Origin of the sequence: Sphingomonas sp. OK281 (genome assembly GCF_900115295.1) — a bacterium.
Taxonomy (GTDB): domain Bacteria; phylum Pseudomonadota; class Alphaproteobacteria; order Sphingomonadales; family Sphingomonadaceae; genus Sphingomonas.
Window position 1 is genome coordinate 23,150 of sequence record NZ_FOVZ01000006.1, and the last position, 18,839, is coordinate 41,988.

13 protein-coding genes are annotated in these 18,839 nt (G+C 67.9%); 10 read left to right on the top strand and 3 right to left on the bottom strand.

The window, feature by feature from the left end; genetic code table 11:
* Nucleotides 1–75 precede the first annotated feature (75 nt).
* The 6 genes from BM244_RS18580 to BM244_RS18605 are packed head-to-tail and all read left to right on the top strand — an operon-like array spanning nucleotide 76 to nucleotide 8,763.
* Entirely contained in the window at nucleotides 76–1,338 is a 1,263-nt protein-coding gene (locus BM244_RS18580; RefSeq protein WP_093400422.1) for an efflux RND transporter periplasmic adaptor subunit, read from the top strand.
* Entirely contained in the window at nucleotides 1,335–4,511 is a 3,177-nt protein-coding gene (locus tag BM244_RS18585) for an efflux RND transporter permease subunit (protein ID WP_093400423.1), read from the top strand. Before BM244_RS18580 ends, BM244_RS18585 begins: the two co-directional genes overlap by 4 nt.
* On the top strand, nucleotides 4,508–5,929 hold the full coding sequence (locus tag BM244_RS18590) for an efflux transporter outer membrane subunit (RefSeq protein ID WP_093400424.1): 1,422 nt from the start codon (nucleotides 4,508–4,510) through the stop codon (nucleotides 5,927–5,929). The genes BM244_RS18585 and BM244_RS18590 overlap by 4 nt, the downstream gene beginning before the upstream one ends.
* Nucleotides 5,930–5,932: 3 nt before the next feature.
* Nucleotides 5,933–6,559 (top strand): hypothetical protein, encoded by a 627-nt coding sequence (locus BM244_RS18595; protein ID WP_093400425.1) that lies wholly within the window; start codon nucleotides 5,933–5,935, stop codon nucleotides 6,557–6,559.
* 42 nt (nucleotides 6,560–6,601) lie between these two features.
* On the top strand, nucleotides 6,602–7,684 hold the full coding sequence (locus BM244_RS18600; protein WP_093400426.1) for a glycosyltransferase: 1,083 nt from the start codon (nucleotides 6,602–6,604) through the stop codon (nucleotides 7,682–7,684).
* Nucleotides 7,681–8,763 carry a glycosyltransferase gene (locus tag BM244_RS18605; protein ID WP_368086090.1) on the top strand — a complete coding sequence of 361 codons (1,083 nt, stop codon included), beginning with the start codon at nucleotides 7,681–7,683 and terminating at the stop codon, nucleotides 8,761–8,763. The genes BM244_RS18600 and BM244_RS18605 overlap by 4 nt, the downstream gene beginning before the upstream one ends.
* On the opposite strand, the gene BM244_RS18610 is transcribed toward BM244_RS18605, so the two are convergent.
* Together BM244_RS18610 and BM244_RS18615 are read right to left on the bottom strand one after the other, a co-directional pair.
* Entirely contained in the window at nucleotides 8,735–9,655 is a 921-nt protein-coding gene (locus BM244_RS18610) for a glucosamine inositolphosphorylceramide transferase family protein (RefSeq protein ID WP_093400428.1), read from the bottom strand. The genes BM244_RS18605 and BM244_RS18610 overlap by 29 nt on opposite strands.
* A gap of 64 nt (nucleotides 9,656–9,719) precedes the next feature.
* A complete protein-coding gene (locus BM244_RS18615; protein WP_254784571.1) occupies nucleotides 9,720–10,955 on the bottom strand; it encodes a hypothetical protein in 1,236 nt (411 codons plus the stop codon).
* 111 nt (nucleotides 10,956–11,066) lie between these two features.
* Between BM244_RS18615 and BM244_RS18620 the strand changes: the two genes are divergently transcribed.
* From BM244_RS18620 to BM244_RS18635, 4 genes are read left to right on the top strand one after another with little or no spacing between them, the layout of a single operon-like run.
* A complete protein-coding gene (locus BM244_RS18620; RefSeq protein WP_254784572.1) occupies nucleotides 11,067–12,431 on the top strand; it encodes a lipopolysaccharide biosynthesis protein in 1,365 nt (454 codons plus the stop codon).
* Complete coding sequence (locus tag BM244_RS18625) at nucleotides 12,428–12,985, top strand: RNA polymerase sigma factor (protein ID WP_254784574.1); 558 nt, start codon at nucleotides 12,428–12,430, stop codon at nucleotides 12,983–12,985. The genes BM244_RS18620 and BM244_RS18625 overlap by 4 nt, the downstream gene beginning before the upstream one ends.
* Nucleotides 12,975–13,970 carry a FecR family protein gene (locus tag BM244_RS18630; RefSeq protein ID WP_093400429.1) on the top strand — a complete coding sequence of 332 codons (996 nt, stop codon included), beginning with the start codon at nucleotides 12,975–12,977 and terminating at the stop codon, nucleotides 13,968–13,970. The genes BM244_RS18625 and BM244_RS18630 overlap by 11 nt, the downstream gene beginning before the upstream one ends.
* The gene (locus BM244_RS18635; RefSeq protein ID WP_175518299.1) at nucleotides 13,957–16,362 is read left to right on the top strand and encodes a TonB-dependent receptor; all 2,406 of its coding nucleotides are present in this window, start codon (nucleotides 13,957–13,959) and stop codon (nucleotides 16,360–16,362) included. Before BM244_RS18630 ends, BM244_RS18635 begins: the two co-directional genes overlap by 14 nt.
* 78 nt (nucleotides 16,363–16,440) lie before the next feature.
* Here BM244_RS18635 and BM244_RS18640 read toward each other — a convergent pair whose 3' ends face one another.
* The gene (locus BM244_RS18640) at nucleotides 16,441–18,735 is read right to left on the bottom strand and encodes a GH92 family glycosyl hydrolase (RefSeq protein WP_254784619.1); all 2,295 of its coding nucleotides are present in this window, start codon (nucleotides 18,733–18,735) and stop codon (nucleotides 16,441–16,443) included.
* Between the last annotated feature and the right edge of the window lie 104 nt (nucleotides 18,736–18,839).

Sequence of the window (18,839 nt, forward strand, 5' to 3'; positions counted from 1 at the left end):
CGCGCCGCAGCATCCGTAAGCGCGCTGTAAGCCAGCGACGCTACCGGCTCCAGTCTAATCCCCAAGGGGCTGATTATGCACGCATCGACCACACCCGAAACGCTCCCTCCTGCCGCCACACTGTCGCGATCCGCGCAGATGCGCTGGCTCGGAATCGCGGCTGGCGTGATCGTCGGGCTGGTGCTGATCGTCGTGCTGATCGGCAAGCTCACGCATCACGAGCCGGCACCTGCGCCCGTGTCGCCTGCGGGCACGTTCCGGCCGACCAGGGATCAGCTTGCCGGGTTGACGACGATGCGCGTCGGTTATGCCGCGTCCGATGCGCGGACGCTGGCGAGCGGCGCGATCACCGTCGACGGCGACCGCAGCACGCCGGTGTTGATGCCCTATTCGGGGCAGGTCGTACGCGTGCTCGCGGATGCGGGGCAGCGCGTGACGCAAGGCCAGCCGCTGATGCTGGTGAAGACGAGCGATTTCGTCGATGCGCGCAGCGGGCTGTTCGCGGCACGGGCGGCGGCGCAGAACGCGCAAGCGCAACTCGCGACCGCGGAGCGTACCGCGGACCGCCAGCGGCAGATCTACGAGACCGCGGGCGGCGCGCTGAAGGATTATCAACAGGCCAAGACCGATCTTGCCGCCGCACAGGCGACCGCTCGGACCGCCGCCGCCTCGCTCGGTGCCGCGCGCGACAAGCTGTCGATCCTCGGCAAGTCGCAGGGAGAGATTTCGCGCCTGGAGACTGTCGGTGAAGTCTCGGGCATCCACGACGTGACGACGCTGCATGCGCCGATCTCCGGGCTGATCGCGTCGCGCGACGTGTCGGCTGGGCAGTATCTGTCGCAGGGCGGCGACAAGCCGGTGATGACGATCACCGATCCCTCCCGCGTCTGGCTGATCGCGCAACTCGCGGAGAACGACGCCACTGCGGTGCATCTCGGCGACAGCGTCACGGTGACGACGCCCGCGCTGCCGGGGCGCAGCTTCCACGCGACGATCGACCTGGTCGGCGCCGCGCTCGATCCGCAGAGCCACCGCCTGCCGGTGCGTGCGACCATCGCCAACCCGGACGGGGCACTGAAGCCGCAGATGTTCGCCAGCTTCTCGATCCAGCGCCCGCACAGCGGTGACGCGTTGCTGGTGCCTGCGGCGGCGGTAATCCACGAAGGCGATGACGCGCGCGTGTGGGTCGTGCGGCCCGACGGCCTGCTGGTCGCGCGTACCGTGACGGCGGGTGAGGAGCAGGACGGCAAGGTCGCGATCACAGCGGGCCTCAAATCCGGTGAGCGGATCGTCACAGCGGGTGCGCTGTTCGTCAACGAAGCCGGTCTCGGCGAATGAACCGGATCGTCGAATTCGCGCTGCGCCAGCGGCTGCTGATCGTCGGCATCTTCGTCGCCATGCTGGTGGCGGGAGGCGTCGGCTTCTACAATCTCAACATCGAGGCGTATCCCGACCCGGTCCCGCCGATGGTCGAGATCATTACCCAGACCCAAGGCCTGTCGGCCGAGGAGATGGAGCGCAACGTCACCATCCCGATCGAGGTCGGCATGGCGGGCATTCCGCATCTGACCGCGATCCGCGCGATCTCGCTGTTCGGGCTGTCGGACATCAAGATCCAGTTCAGCTACGATCTGACCAACGACGAGGCCAAGCAACAGGTCATCAACCGCTTGTCGCAGCTGCCGCCGCTCCAGGGTGGCGCGCAGCCGACGCTGTCCCCGACCAGCCCGGTCGGTGAGATCTACCGCTACAAGATCACCGCGCCCAAGGGCTATTCGGTGATGGACCTCAAGACGTTGCAGGACTGGGTCCTCCAGCGCCGGTTCAAGCGGATCCCGGGCGTGATCGACGTCACCGGCTGGGGCGGCAAGCTGCGTACCTACGACGTGGTGATCGACAATGATCGCCTCGCCGCGCACGACGTGACCGTGTCGCAGGTGCTGGCCGCGCTCGCCAAGAGCGACGGCAATGTCGGCGGCCAGACGATCAATTTCGGTGCGCAGGCGGCGATCGTCCGCGGCATCGGCCTGATCCAGTCGGTCGGCGGCATTGAGAACGTGCTCGTCGGCACCGGCGGGGGGCAGCCCGTCCTGCTGAAGGACGTCGCGCACGTCCGCATCGGCAACGCACCGCGGCTCGGCATCGCCGGCTACAACGACCAGGACGATATCGTCCAGGGCATCGTCCTGATGCAGCGCGGCGCACAGTCGATGCCGACGATCCTCGCCGTGCAGAAGGAAGTGTCCGATATCAACGCGTCGGGGATTCTGCCGCCGGGCGTGCATCTCGACCGGATCTACGATCGCTCCGACCTGATCCACCTGACGATCCACACCGTGCTGGAGAACATGGTGGTCGGCATCCTGCTGATCTTCGCGCTCCAGTGGATCTTCCTCGGCAATCTGCGCAGCGCGATCATCGTCTCGGCGACGATTCCGTTCGCGCTGGCGTTCGCGATCCTGATCCTCGTCTTGCAGGGGGAAAGCGCGAACCTGCTTTCGGTGGGCGCGCTCGATTTCGGGCTCGTGGTCGATGCCTGCGTGATCATGGTCGAGAACATCTTCCGGCACATGGTCGAGCGGTCCGCGCACGTCGAAAGCGGGAAGGGCCATTATACGCTCGCCAACCGCTTCTCGGCGGTGCTCGGCGCCAGCTCCGAGGTCAGCCGCGGCATCTTCTTCGCCGCCGCGATCATCATCGCCAGCTTCCTGCCGCTGTTCACGCTGACCGGCGTGGAAGGCCATATCTTCGGCCCGATGGCGAAGACCTACGCCTATGCGATCACCGGTGGCCTGATCGCGACCTTCACGGTCGCGCCGGTGCTGGCGACGATGCTGCTGCCCGACAAGCTCTCCGAAGTGGAGACGTGGATCGTCGGCAAGCTGCGCCGCGTCTACGAGCCGGCGGCGGCGTTCGCGCTCGGCAACCGGGTCGTCGCGATCGGCGGCGCGCTGCTGCTGATGGCGGTCGCCCTGGTCGGCGTGCGGTCGCTCGGGATCGAGTTCCTGCCGCATCTCGAAGAGGGCAACATGTACATCCGCGCGACGCTGCCCGCGTCGGTCAGCCTCGAGGCGGGCCAGCCGGTGGTCAACGGCGTCCGCCGCATCCTGATGCAATATCCCGAGGTGCAGGCGGTTCTCTCCGCGCATGGTCGTCCCGACGACGGGACGGACTCGACGGGCTTCTTCAACGCCGAATATTTCGTGCCCTTGAAGCCGTTCGACACCTGGCCAAGCGGCGTCACCAAGGAGACGCTGACCGAGGAACTGTCGAAGCGGCTGACCGCCAAATACCCCGGCGTCGACTTCTCGTTCTCGCAGATCATCGAGGACAACGTCGAGGAGGCGGCATCGGGCGTGAAGGGCGCGAACTCGATCAAGCTGTTCGGACCCGATCTCGCCACGCTCGAGAAATATGCCGACCAGATCAAGGCGCAGATGGGCAAGGTCCGCGGGATCGAGGACCTCGGCGTGTTCCAGTCGCTCGGCCAGCCGACCGTGCGGATCGACGTCGATCGTGCGCGTGCCTCGCGCTACGGGCTGACCCCCGACGACATCAACGCGACCGTCGCTGCGGCGATCGGCGGGCAGTCGAACGTCGACCTCTACGAGAAGGGCACCGATCGCCACTTCCCGATCGTCGTCCGCCTGAAACCCGAACAGCGCGACACGATCGACGCGATCCGCCGGATCACGATAGGTGCGCCGTCGCCCGATGGCGCGGGCACGATCCAGGTGCCGCTGTCCGAGGTCGCCGACGTCAAGCTGACGACGGGTGCCTCGTTCATCTACCGCGAGCATCAGGAGCGCTACATCCCGATCAAGTTCTCGGTCCGCGGCCGCGATCTCGGCGGGGCGGTCGACGAGGCGCATGCGCGGATAAGCCAGACCGTGCACCTGCCGTCGGGTTATCACCTCGAATGGGCGGGCGAGCTCGACAACCTCAACAACGCGGTCGCGCGATTGGAAGTGGTGGTGCCGATCAGCCTGCTGGTGATCCTGTTGCTGCTCTATGCGAACTTCGGCTCGATCCGCGACAGCCTGCTCGCGTTCTCGGCGATCCCGATGGCGATCATCGGCGGCGTGTTGGCACTGGCGCTGACCGGGACCGCGTTCAGCATCTCGTCGGCGATCGGCTTCGTCGCGCTGTTCGGGATCGCGGTGATGGACGGGATCCTGGTGGTCACGACCTATAATCACGCGGTCGACGAGGGGTTCGCGCGCGAGAATGCGCTCGCGACCACGGTCCGCCACAGCCTGCGTCCGGTGGTGATGACGTGCCTGGTGGCGGCGATCGGCCTGCTCCCCGCCGCGCTGTCGAGCGGGATCGGCAGCCAGGTACAGAAGCCGCTCGCGCTGGTCGTGGTCGGGGGGATGACGCTCGCGCCGATCCTGATCCTGCTGGTGCTGCCGGTGCTGATCGCCCGCTTCTCGAAGCGCGTGCCGCCGGAGGATCGCGGCGCGCACGGGCGCGACGTCGGGCACCATCCTCATACGGAGGTTCAAGCATGAAGCGTTTCGCTATCCTCCTTCTCGCCGGCGTCACCAGCGCCTGCTCGATGGGCCCGCGCAACCTCGACGCGCATGCCAGCCTGCCGCCGCCCCCCGCCGCACAGACCTTCGCACCGACAAGCGGCGCGGCGCAGGCTACCACGCTCGCGGCGGTGCCGGCGGAGTGGTGGCGGACCTTCGGCAGCGCGCAGCTCGACACGCTGGTGAGCGAGGCGCAGTCGCACGCGACCGATATCGCCGTGGCCGAGGCCACGTTGCGCCAGTACCGCGAGCAGGGCTCCGCCACGGCGGGCTCGGCGTTGCCGCAAGCCGACGTCAACTATCAGGCGGAGCGGACGCAGATATCGAACGCGCTGTCGCCTGCGGTCGCGGACCAGAACCAGCAACTCTACACGCTGCACACCGCGCAGGTGACGGTCAGCTATGCGCCCGACCTGTTCGGGGGCACCCGTTCGAAGATCCGCTCCGCGCGCGCCGCGACCGAGACGCAGCGCCAGCGGCTCGCGGCGGCGAAGACGACGGTCATCGCCAATCTGGTCGAGGCGGTGATTCAGCGCGCCTCGCTCGCCGATCAGATCGTCGCGGCGCAGACCGGTATCGCGGTCAATCGCGACATCCTGCAGACGTTGGTCAAGCGCCAGCAACTCGGCGCCGTCGGTGCCGCGGACGTCTCCACGCAACAGGCCGCACTGGCGACTGCTGAGGGTGCGCTGCCACCGCTCGTCCGCGCCGAAGCGCATCAGCGTGTGGTGATCGGCACGTTGATCGGACGCTCGGCGGGATCGGACTTGCCGCCGTTGCCGACGCTAGCTTCGTTGGCCTTGCCGCGTGACCTGCCGATGGTCGTGCCCTCCGATCTCGTTGCGCGTCGCCCCGATGTGCTGGCGGCACGCGCGCAGCTCGAAGGGGCGGGGGCCGACGTCGGCACCGCGATCGCCGCGCGCCTGCCGGCGATCTCGCTCAGCGGATCGGCGGGCGGGACGTCGGAACGGTTCGGCGACATGTTCAAGAGCGGCAATCCGTTCTGGACGCTGATCGGCGGCATTACCCAGCCGATCTTCCATGCGGGTGCGCTTCGTCATCAACAGCGTGCTGCCGAAGCGGCGCTGGAGGGGGCCAAGGCGCAATACCGGGCCGCCGTGCTCCAGGCGTTCGGCGACGTGTCGGACGCGCTGACCGGCCTGCGCACCGATGCCGACGCGCTCGACTCCGCGACGCGGGCGACCGACGCGTCCGGCCGCGCGCTCACCTTCGTCCGTCGCCAGCTCGCGCTCGGCGACGTCGGCACGCCCGCGCTGCTCAACGCCACCGCGACCGACGCACAGGCACGGGGGCAGGCGGTGCAGGCTCGCGCGGCACGGCTGTCGGACACGGTCGCATTGTTCCAGGCCGCGGGCGGCGGCGTTTCAGGAGGATAACCGATGGGCGGAATCACGGGCGCGACGAGCGGCAAGTTCGTCCTCATGGCAGCCACCTTGCTGTTCCACGGCCGGGTCGACAATGCGCGAACCACGATCGCGATCGTACCGGGGGCACCGCAGTCGGCGATTGCCACGACGCTGGCTGACCGTATCGCCCACCGCGACCGGATCAAGATCGGGATCCGTGCCGAGTATCTGTACGCACCGATCGCCGCGATCGAACCCGACCCGGCGACGGGCGCGGACGTGCGCATCGGCCAGGATGTTCTCGATGCCAACCCGATCGAGATCGACTTCCCGCATCGTGAACTCCGCCTGTTGTTGGCCGGTGAAGCATCGCGTGTCGAACGCGGGATGATGGCGATCCCGGTGACGCACCAAGCGGACGGATCGATGACGGTACCGCTTATGGTCGGTTCGGCCCCGCCCATGGCTGCGATACTCGACCTCGCGCACGCAACGGACGTGATCGCGCCGACCGGCGCCGGCGTCGTCGCGCTCGGCCATACGGTCCTGAAGAACGTCGTCGTCACACCTGGCGCCACCCCGTCGGTCGGCCTCGCGGCATTCAGGGATATGCGCGTCGTCTTCGATCTCGGGCATGACCGGATATGGGTCGCGACGTAACAAAGCTTGGCGTCGGTCCGATGTCGGCGCTAACCGCGCGGGATGGCCATCGCGTCGATCCTCATCGTTGTCCATGATTTCGCACTTGGCGGCACCGAGCGAGTCGCAGTGCGGCTTGCCGAGGCTTGGGCGAAGCGCGGCGTCGCGGTCACAATCTTTGCGGGCTCCGACGCCGGGCCGCTTCGGGCATTGGCCGGCGAGGCGGTCCAGATCGTCGTGGCACAGCCTTCGATCCCGCGCGGGCGGGGCTCGCGCCGGCGATTGGCGCAGGCAGCGCGCACGTTCGTCGACCAGGGCAGCGTCGACGGCATCTTCATTCCCGGCAATTTCCACTGGCCGATCGCCGCCGCGATGGCCGGATCGGGCATACCCGTGGTCGCACAGATCAGTGCAGCGCTGGACAAGCCGCAGCGGGGACGGCCGCGGCAATGGGCGTTCGAAGTTCGGATGCGACACCTCCTTCGCCGGGTGCAGGCGGTGGTCGCGCTGTCGGACGTCGCGCGCGATCAGGCCAACCGGATCCTGCGCCGCCGTGTGACGACGACGATCGCGTTGCCAGCCCTGAGCGACGACGCCGCGCCGCCTATGCCGATCCCCGAAACGCAGCCGCCGATCGTGCTCGCCGCGGGACGACTGGTACCCGAAAAGGGGTTTGCGCGATTGATCGAGGCTTTCGCTAGACTGCCCGCCGGCGCAGCGCAGCTTGTCATCGTCGGGGACGGCCCGGAGGCGGAGGCATTGCGCCGGCAGAACGAGACGCTCGGGCTCGCCGATCGGGTAAAGCTCGTAGGCTATGTCGCGGACATCCGGCCATGGCTCGATGCCGCGCGGCTGTTCGTGCTGGCGTCCGATTTCGAAGGCTATCCGGCGGTGCTGGTCGAAGCGTTGGCAGCGGGCCGACCGGTGGTCGCGACCGACTGTACCCCGGCGACACGGCTGCTCGATGCGCCGGGCGCAGGCATGGTCGTGCCGCTGAACAACACGGAGGCTCTGGCGCGCGGGATCTCGACGATGCTTGCGCAGTCTCCGCCCGATCCAGAGGCGCTGGCTACGTTGGTCGCGCATCACCGTATCGGCGCGGTTGCGGCTGCGTATCTCGATCTGTTTGCGGGGTTGCGCGCGTGAGCACACGCCCGATGCGGATCGCCTATGTGATCAACTCGGTCGAGGGCGGCGGGGCCGCGTCGCCGGTACCCGCGGTGCTCGGCGTGTTGCGCGACGGCGGTGCGCAAGTGGCGGTGTTCGCGCTGACCGCACGCGACCGCCGCGGCGAGATCGCGATGCGTGCCGCCGGGCTCGACGTGCATGTCCGTGATGGCGGCGAGACCGATCACGCCGCCGCACTCCGCTGGCTCGACGCGACCCTTCGGGACTGGGCACCGACGCATCTCTGGACCTCGCTGACCCGCGCGACCCTGCTCGGCCAGGTCGTCGGGGTGCGGCGGGGATGGCCTGTGGTCAGCTGGCAGCATGCCGCGTTCCTCAAGCCGGCCAACCGCATTTTGTTGCGCGCGATGCAAAGGCTGTCCCGGCTCTGGGTCGGCGACTCTACGGCGGTGACGCGACTGACTGCGGAAAGACTGCACGTTCCCCCCGATCGACTGGTCCAGTGGTCGATCTTCCGTGCCGATCCTGACGCGCTTCAGGCAACGCCATGGCAGCCTGGCCAGCCCATTCGGATCGGTAGCCTCGGCCGCCTGCACCGCGTGAAGGGCTACGACGTGCTGGTCGAGGCGCTGGCGCTGCTCGATACCTCGACATCGTACGAGATGGTGATCGCGGGGGACGGCGCAGAACGGGACGCCCTCGAGGCGCGCGCGCGCGTCCTCGGTATCGAGACGTTACGGTTCGCAGGCTATGCGGCGGACCCTGCGGCGTTCCTGGCAAGCTGCCATCTCTACGTGCAGCCATCGCGCTCGGAAGGCCTCTGCGTCGCTGCGCACGAGGCGATGCAGGCCGGGCTCCCGGTCATAGCGTCCGCGGTCGGCGAACTTCCCGGCAGCATCGTCGAAGGCGAGACCGGCTTCACGGTCCTACCGGGCGATCCGGTGGCGCTCGCCGCCGCGTTGTCGCGAGCGTTGGCCGAGCCGGCGCAACTGGCGACGATGGGGCAGGCGGGTCGCGAGCGCGTTCTCGCGACATTCGGGCCGGACCGGTTCGCCGCGACCGGCCTCGCTATCCTCGAGCGGATGCGCGCGTTCTAAGGCTCAGTTTTCTGACCTCTCGGATCGCTTCGATCGAGAGCCCGTGGAGCGACAATTCGGTACGCTTCATATCGACCAGCGTCACCGGCCCCGCTGCTGACAGCGTGTGAAAGCCCTCGACGAACGGCGCGGACGAGGCCGGCGGAACGAGGGGGGCACCCACCTCGGCCTCGAACCGGTCGGGCGTCAGGATCGTCATCGTCAGCGGGCGGATCGCGCCACCATAGGTCCGGCTGCAATCCTGCACCGGCAGCACGATCCGGCCATCGATCACCAGCGGCATCCCGCCCGGTCGCGCGCTCGCGACGTCGACCCGCACCGGGTTCATCGGGTGCGGTGTCCACGGTCCCGCCAGCCGGTCCGCATAGGCGACATGCAGCGCACTCATCTTGTCCGGCTCGCGGTCGGCCGAGGTGTAGAACAGCCACCACCGCCCGTCATGAAACACCGGCGTCGCATCGACCGCGACATGATCGAGTTCGATGACATGCGCAGGCTCCCACCGGGTCGGGAAGTCGACCGCGCGGTACAGCGTCAGCCGGTTCGAGCGATGCGCCTCGGGCAGCATCCACGTCTCGCCCTCCGCCTCGAACACCAGCGGATAGGACAAATGCCAAGGCTCGTTCAGCACCGGCTGACGATCGACCAGGCGGAAGTCGGCATCGTAGACCAGCACTTCGATCGCGCCGATCCGGACGCGGTAGTCGTAGGTCTCGACGAACACGTACAGCCGCCCGTCGCGCCACAACCCGAACGGATCCGCGAGAAACTGGAAGCTGCCCATCGGCGGCAGCCACATCAGGGGGAGCCCCTCGATCGAGCCGCGCGCGACGATCGCCTCGGCGGTCGCCATCACGATCGCGGGGCGCCAGATATCCTTGCGTAAAGCCACGGTGGTCGATCGATCCCAAACGCCGCGCCCGACAAGGGCGCCGCGCGGGCCTTCTCGCGGTGGATCAGGCTACGCGCAACCCCTGCAATCCGGTCCCCGTGCCCAGTGCCGTCTCCAGTTCGCGCTCGGGCAGGACTGCCGGGACGGTATCGCCGAGCACGCTCATCACCGCGCGCGCCGCACGCACCGCGGAGCGTTCCGCGGTCAGTTCGAAGCTCCGCTGGAACAGCGCGCGCTGAACCGGACGATAGCGGTCGTGCTGCGCCACCGCGCGGTCGAGCGCGGCGCCCAGGTCCTCGGTCCCGGTGACGACTTCGCCCGCCTGCCAGTGCGCGTAGTTCGCATCGCCATTCCACGGCGTCGCATGCGCATCGAGGAACAGGCACGGCCGCGGCGTGTGGAGGAACTCGTACACCTGGCTGCTGACATCGCCGAGATAGATGTCCGCCGCCGCCGTGTAGGTCATGTCGGTCGATGCGGCCGAACCGAGATCGACATGAATGTTCGGCGCGTCGAGGAAACGCTGCTCGATCACCCCGGCGCGGTCGATCCGGAACTTGTCGATCGTCAGCACGAACTTACGGTGGAACAGCATGACGTGTGGCGCGAAGATCAGATTGTAGCGGTCGTCGTGCAGGAAATGCTCGAGCACCGCGCGGCCCTGTGCGTACCAGGACGACAGATGCGGCGACGGATGCGGGTTGTAGAGCACGGTGGGTTTACCGTTCGCCTGGAACGGCAGGCGCGGCGCGGGCTCGGGCATCAGGTCGAACTTGGGATAGCCGATCAGGCTCATCCGGTTGAACGGCACGCCGGCCTCGCGGTGCAGGCGCTGGCGGATCTTGCTGCCCGAGACGAGGACGTGATCGAACGTCGCGCTGTGCTTGTTGAAGCCGATCGCGCGGTCGCCCGCACCGTGGCGCGTGTGGATGATCTTGAGATCGTCGAGGCCGTAGCGCGTCTTCAGCAACAGCGACGTCTTCTCGGCGACCACCAGCGCATCGAGCGAGCGGAAGAAATCGAGATTGTCGCGGTAGATGCCGATCTTGGTCACCGGCAGCGCCCATTCGAGCGTGCTCGCCAAAGCACGCGTCGACGTGCGGCGCAGGCCCAGTTCGACCAAGGGGACGGTAACCCCGAGCCGCGCGCACAGCCGTCGCACTTCGTCGGTCAGCCGCGCGTTGGTGGTCGCGACGACGATCTCCGCGTCCGGATAGCCCTCCGCCATCGCCAAGGCGGTCGGGAGGGCGTGCGCGACCTGATGGACCTGGTCGTGATTGAACAGAAAACCGATCTTCATGGCCGGTAGACGTTCCCGACGTGAACGATCCTCACTAAATATTCTGTCATCCGGCCAATCGCGCGGAACTTTCCATTCGTCGGCGCAACGCGGGGCGTCTAAGCGCTCGCGATGCGTTCGCTCCTCCACCGTATGACGTCCCGGCAGGCGCAGTCCGTCGAAGCCGGACAGGGGCGCGGCGCGCGGTCGGGGCTGTGGCTCGTGTTGGCAAACCTCGGCCACCTGCTCGGCGGCAAGGCGGCGGCGGGGGTGATGAGCCTCGTCTATCTCGTCCTCGTCACGCATCGACTCGGTGCGGCCGACTATGGCGTTCTCGTGCTGGTCAACGCCTATGCCGTTCTTATCGGCAGTGTCCTGGCATTCTCCGGATTCCACGGTGTGGTGCGGTATGGCGGGCTCGCGCTGGAGGCGGGGGATCGTGCCGGGTTCGCGCGGATCGTCCGGTTCATGGCGGTGATCGAACTCGTCTGCGGCGCCGTCGCGGTCGTCGTGGCGGCCCTGCTGGTGCCGCTGATCGGGCCACGGCTCGGCTGGTCGCCGGACACGATCCGGATCGCCATCCCATATTCGCTCGCGGTGATCGCGACGGTCCGCGCGACGCCGCAGGGCCTGCTCCAGATCGCCGACCGGTTCGACCTGATCGGCATCCACCAGGCGGTGTCGCCGCTGATCCGCCTGGTCGGTGCGCTGGGAGTCTGGTTCGCGGGCGGCGGGTTGATCGGCTTCATCGCGGTCTGGCTTGCCGCGGCCATTGCCGAGGGGCTGGCGATGTGGGGCTTCGGCTGGGTCGCGTGGCGCAAGCTTGCCGCGGGCGAGCCGGTGCGCGGGCCGTGGCGCGGCACGGCCCGCGATACCGAGGGGCTCAAGCGTTTCATCCTCATCACCAACTTCGACATCACGGTCCGGGAACTCGCGCCGAACCTCGCGCCGCTGACGGTGGGCTGGCTGCTCGGCCCGGCGGCGGCAGGACTGCTCGCATTGACGCAGCGTGCGACGTCGCTGCTCGCACAGCCGACGGTGTTGCTGAGCCAGGCAAGCTATGCCGTGCTCGCGGCGCAGGTCGCGCGCGGCGATCTGAAGGCGTTGCGGCACACGGTCTGGCGGAGCGCTGGACTGGCGCTCGCAGTCGCACTGCCGATCGTCTTGATCCTCGCGCTCGTGGGCGACCGACTGCTCGTGATGCTTGGCGGCGCGAGCTTCGTGGGCGGCGCGGGCCTCCTGATCCTCATCGCCGGCGCGCGCGCTGCGGGACTTGCAAGCGCACCACTCGCCTCGGGACTGACCGCGCTCGGGCTGCCCGGTCGCTCGATGACCATCGGCCTCGTCACCAGCCTTGCGCTCTACCCGCTGCTCCCCGCGATGCTGTGGGCGTTCGGGACCGACGGGGCTGGGTGGCACGCGTTGCTCCAGAACGGTGTCGCGATCATCGCGCTGGCGGTCTTGTTCCGCCGCGATGCCACGGCCAATCCGGCATGACCTTTGGCGGGCTCCGGGCAGTCTTCCTCGCCGAGCGGTCGATGCTGCTGCGGCTGCTCGTCGTCCGGCTCGGCAACGTCGAGGAGGCGGAGGACGCGTTGCAGGATCTCTGGCTGAGGCTTGAGACCGTCACCGGAGGGCCGATCGCCGAACCCGTCGGCTATATCTGCCGGATGGCGAACAACATCGCGGTCGACCGTCATCGTCGCGCGGCCCGGCGGGCGGATCGCGACACCGACTGGCTGGAGACGCAAGCGACGGCCGACGAGCATCCCGATGCCGAGCGCGCGCTGATCGCCCGCGAACGGCTGGCGCGGGTCGAGGCGACGCTTGCCGGTCTCCCGGACCGCGTCGCGACCGCGTTCCGCCTCTACCGGTTCGAGGATATGCCGCAGAAGGCGATCGCCGAGCAGATGGGCATCACGGTCAGCGGCGTCGAGAAACTGCTGCACCGCGCGTATCTGCGAATTCACTTGCAACGCAGCAATTCCGGTGCGGATATCGCGCAGGCAGGACGTCTCGCTCATAAGGAGGACCAGCGCGATGGTCGATGAGTGGGGCAGGGACGGCAATCACGGTTCGGGTTACGGCGAGCACGCCGCGGCCGAGGCGGTTGCGTGGCACCTCCGCTTGCCGACTGCCGATGGTGGCGCATGGATGGCGTTCACCGAATGGCTGGAGGCTGACCCTCGTCATGCTCGCGCCTACGACGCGCTGGCGGTTGGGGATGCGGAACTGACCGATGCGCTCTCGCCGCCCGACTGGTCGCAGGCGACGTCCCCGGTTGCCGCCAACGACGACCGTCCGACGCCGCGGCGGCGCTGGATGCTGGGAGTGGTCGGTGGACTGGCGGCGGCCGGGATCGTCGGCGTCATGCTGCCGCTGGAAAACCCGTCCAGCACGGCCGCACGGATCGTCGAGACACCGGCCGGGGTGCGCCGCAGCGTGACGCTCGCCGACGGCAGCCGTATCGACCTGAACGGCGGCACCAGGCTGGCGATCGACGACAGCGCTTCGCGTCTGGTCACGTTGGAACGCGGCGAAGCGATCTTCCGGGTCACGCACGACGCGGCGCATCCGTTCGTCGTCCAATCGGGCACGATGCGGTTGCAGGACGTCGGCACGGTCTTCAACGTCGCCCGCGTCGGCGCGCATCTCGGCGTCCAGGTCGCCGAGGGCGCGGTGATGTTCCAGCCCGAACGGGAGCGCATCATGCTGACCGCCGGTGCGGCGTTGTCGCACCTCGATGGCGAGGCACCGCGGATGTCGGGTATCGCGATCGACGACGTCGGCAGCTGGCGCAAGGGCCGGCTGGTGTTCCAGCAAACGCCCGTACGGCTGGTTGCCGCCGCGCTGGAACGCAGCACCGGCACGGTCGTGCGCGTTGCCCCGGCGCTTGCGGAGACACCGTTTACCGGATCGATCGGCGTCACAGGCGGGGCTGATCGCCTGATCCCTCGCGCGGCTGCGCTGATCGGCGCCCGCGCGGAGCATGTCGACGGGCGCTGGATGCTGGTTGGAGGTCATGCCGGTCCGTAAACTTCGTTTCGCCGTCGCCCTGCTCGCCGCACCTTCGTTCGCATCGTTCCTGTCCGCTCCCGTCGATGCAGCGGAACGGCGGGCGATCGCCGTTGCGCCGGCCTCGCTCGATCGGGCGATCGCCGTGCTCGCGCAACAGGCCGGCGTCGACATCGGCAGCGCTGAACCCGGCCTCGGGCACATCAGGGTGCCGGGCGTCCGCGGTCGACTGACGGCGGCCGATGCCCTCGACCGGCTGCTGTCGGGCACCGGCCTGGTTGCGCAATCCATGAGCCCGGACAGCTTCCGGATCGTGCGCCGCGCCGCGCCGCGACCGGTTCGCCGCGCACCACCCGCCACGCGCGTCGTTCTGCCTCCGGCCGTGACCGAACCCCCAGGCGAACCCGGACCGATGCCGGAAATCGTCGTGATGGCATCGAAGCGTGCGACATCGCAGCTTCGCTTTCCAGGGGCGCTCACGATCGTGCACCGAGAGGGGACTGGCGTCATTGGCGCCGATGCGGCCGGCGGGATGGAGCGTGCGATCGCGGCGACGCCGATCCTCCAGGGCACCGCGCTCGGCGCAGGGCGCAACAAGCTGTTCATTCGCGGCGTCGCCGACAGCAGCTTCACCGGCCCGACCCAGTCGACTGCCAACGTCTATTTCGGCGAGGTGCCGGTCGCGTATAACGGGCCGGACCCAGGACTGAACCTGTACGACGTCGATCAGGTCGAGGTGCTCGAAGGACCACAGGGCACGCTCTATGGCGCGGGCGCGATCGGCGGGATCATCCGGCTGGTACCCCACCCGGTCGAGTTGTCCACGGTGGCCGCTACCGTCTCGGGCGGCGCCAGCGCGACCAGGTCGGGCGCACCGGGTGGCGACGTCGCCGGCATGATCAATCTGCCCGTAAGCCGCGGTGTCGTCGGCTTGCGTGCGGTTGGCTACAGCGTTGTCGAGGGCGGCTATATCGACGATGTGCAGCGGGCCTTGCGCAACGTCAATCGCGTGACGACGACCGGCGGACGCCTCGACGTTCGCGTGGTACCGGCGCATGGCTGGACGATCGACGCCGGTATCGTCGCGCAGTCGGTGTCGGCGCCCGACCTCCAATATGCGGAACGTGGCGCCGGCTCGCTGTCCCGTGCCTCGCGTCTCGCGCAACCGTTCGAGCAGCAGTATTTCCTGGGCCGCGTGGTGATCGACAGGCAGTGGAACGACGGCCTGCATCTGGTCTCGGCGACGGGGCTGGTCCACCGCGACGCGGACAGTCGGTTCGACGCGACCAAACCCAATCGCCCGACCATGCCGATCGCCTATGACACCGACGAACGCAGCCGGTTGTTCTCGCACGAGACGCGGCTCTCGCGGACCGGCACCAACGGCGCGGGGTGGCTGGTCGGGGTCGCGGTCATCCATGCCCGCGATGCCTATGCGAGACTGTACGGCGCGCCGGATCGGCTGCGCGATATCGTCGGCGTCACCAACCGGACATTCGATGCGGCCGTATTCGGCGAGGCCGGGGTCGCGGTGACCCCAAAGCTGACCGTCACCGCAGGCGCGCGACTGACGCACCAGCGGACCGACGGAGACCCGATCGCCAGCCTGCGCACGACCAATTTCATCCGTGGCAGGAGTTCGACCCGGGTCGATCCCACGCTCGGCGCGTCCTGGCTGCTGGCCCCTACGTTGGCAGCGTATGCGCGCTACCAGTCCGGCTTCCGAACCGGCGGGATCACCGTCGCGCCGGGCGTCGGCCGGGTCGTCGATCTGGTCCCGGATACCATTCACGTTGGCGAGATCGGTCTTCGCAGGGAACGTAGAGGCTCGCGCGGCCTTGCTGCCTCCATCGGGATCTCGCTGACCGACTGGCGGCATATCCAGGCCGACCTCGTCGATCGATCGGGGTTCCCGTTCACCACGAACCTCGGCAACAGCCACATTCGTGGTGTCGAGGCCAGCGTCGACTGGGTACCGCTATCCGGCTTGCACGTCGACGCGGCCATGTTCCTGAACGATACCCGCGTGACCGATCCGGATACCGCGCTGGGCCGCCAGACCGGCACCAGATTACCCAACACGCCGCCTTTCGCGATGTCCGGAAGCGTCGGCTACGACTGGTCGGTCGGGGCGGGGGCTCGTGCAGGCATCGATGCTGGCTGGCGCTATGTTGGCCGCTCGATGGTCGGTACGCAGGCGCCGCTCGACATTTCGCAGGGCGATTACGGCACCACGCATCTCGGTGGCACATGGTCGAAGGGACGCGTTCGGTTGTCGAGCACGATCGAGAACGTGCTCGACGCGAAGGGTGATCGCTTTGCCGGCGGCAATCCGTTCGCACTCGCCGCGCGCAACGAATACACGCCGCTGCGACCGCGAACGATCCGGCTCGGCGGCGCGATCACCTGGTGATCGACGTGCCGGGTGGACCGCGCACCGACTACGTTCGATGAACGCCCGACGTGAATTTGCCGCGGTCTCGTGGTTATCTCAACGGCGTGCTGTCGACGCCGAGAACGGCCGGGCCTTCGCGTCCTTGCCCCAGAATGTGTTCGGCGTTGCGCCCATCACGAAGCCAAGCTCGCCGCCCTGGCGGATCTCGTCGTCGCGCAGATAGCTGCGGGTGAGGGGCCTGCCGTTGAGCGTGACCGAGCGGATATAGGGGTTGGCGTCCGACAGATTGTCCGTGCGGATCGCGAACTGCTTGCCGCCGGGCAGCGCGAGCGTCGCCTGTGACAGGAACGGCCGGCCGATGACATATTCGTTCGATCCCGGCGCGACCGGGTAGAAACCGAGCGCGGTGAAGACTAGCCATGCGGACATCTGGCCGAGATCGTCGTTGCCGCTGAGCCCTTCCGGCTTGGCACCGTATTGGCTCCGCACGATCTGGCCGAGCCGCTCCTGCGTCCGCCACGGCGCGCCGGCGTAATTGTAGAGATAGGCGACGTGGTGGCTCGGTTCGTTGCCGTGGATATACTGGCCGATCAGCCCGGCGATATCCTCCGCATGGCTATAATCGACCTTCGAGTTGTCGAAATCGAACATCGCGTCGAGCTTCTTCACGGTCTTGGCATCGCCGCCGAGCAGCCGGAACAGTCCCGCCTGATCCTGCGGGACGAACCAGCTATATTGCCACGCATTGCCCTCCGTATAATCGGAGCCGTAATTGATCGCGGTCGGATCGAAGGGGGTGCGGAACGCGCCGTTCGCAAGCCTTGCGCGCAGCCAGCCGGACTTCGCGTCGAAGCTGTTGCGCCAGTTGCCTGCGCGCGTCTCGAACCGCTCGGCAATGTCGGTCTTGCCCATCCGCCGCGCCATCCGCGCGATCGTCCAGTCGTCATAGGCATATTCGACGGTCTTCGATGCGGCCTCCGGCTCCTTGTCGATCGGGACGTAGCCGCGCTGGATGTACTCGCCGAGCCCGCCATAGGACGCGTGGTCGGCGCTCGCGACCATCGCCTGCAACGCGGCGTCCGCGTCGAAGCCGCCAATGCCCTTCATATACGCGTCGGCGATAACGGGGACCGCATGATAACCAATCATCGTCCACGTCTCACGCCCCGCAAACTGCCATACCGGAAGAATGCCGTCGGGGCTGTGTTGCTGGCTGGCGATCAGCGAACGGACGATGTCGCTATTGGTCTTCTCCGGTTGGATCAGCGTCAGCAGCGGGTGTTCGGCGCGGAACGTGTCCCATAGCGAAAAGGTCGAGCGGACGGTGAAGCCGGACGCCCGGTGGACCTGATCGTCGGGTCCGCGATAACGCCCGTCACTGTCACTCCATACGCTGGGCGCGAGCAGGCTGTGGTAAAGCGCTGTGGCAAAGATGCGGCGCATCGGCGGGGCCGCCTCGAACCTGACCGCGCCAAGCGCGGTATCCCAGTCGGCCTGGGTCTTGGTGCGGACGGCGTCGAAGCCACCGGGCTCGCTATCGAGATTGGCGAGCGCGCCGGCTTCGTCGACGCCGGAAATCCCGACCTTCACTTCGAGCGGAGCGTCGAGCGGGCCAAAATCGAGCCGCGCCTCCAGTGCCTGGCCGAGCTTTTCCGCGAGCGCGTCGCTGCCGCGGCCTGGGCCTTGGAAACCCTTGTACGGGATGTCCTTCTCTCGGTTGACCAGCGCGTGGCCGACCAGCGGCGCGGAGAACCGCATCGCGAAGTAGAGCTTGCGCCCGGGCGCCCAGCCGCGCGTCTCGCGAAAGCCGGTGAGCACGCCATCGTCGCGCAGGTGCAGCCCCGACCACAGGATCTTGCCGGGGTAATTATAGAGCGACGACCGGAGATCGACCACGAGGTGCGCCGCCTTGCCCTTGGGGAAGCTGTAGCGATGCACTCCGATGCGGGTACCCGCGGTCATTTCCGCGCGCGCGCCCGGACCGTCGAGCGTGACGGCGTAATAGCCCGGTTTGGCGACTTCGGTGGCGTGCGAAAAACGCGAGCGATAGCCCGGAGCGGCGGGCGTGCCGGGGTCCATCGGCACCGCGTCGCCCGATACCGGCATGACGAGGATATCGCCGAGATCGGAATGGCCCGCGCCCGAGAAATGCGTGTGGCTGAACCCCTCGATCATCGGGTCGTCGTAGCGATAGCCGGCGGCATGACCGTAGCAGGTGCGGATCACGCACGAGGTATCGGTGTCCGGCGACAACTGTACCATGCCGAACGGGGCGACTGCCCCCGGGAAGGTGTGGCCTTCGCCGCCGGTGCCGATGAACGGATCGACCGCGTCGCTCGATTTGGCGGCGTCCTGTGCATAGGCGGGGCCAGCGAGGATGGTGGCGAACATCACACCCATCAGGCACGATCGCTGGAAGATGGACATTGAGGTCACCCGTTCGAAAATTGGATGGTGCACATGGTTGTTGTCATCATGCGCTCCGGATCGCGCGG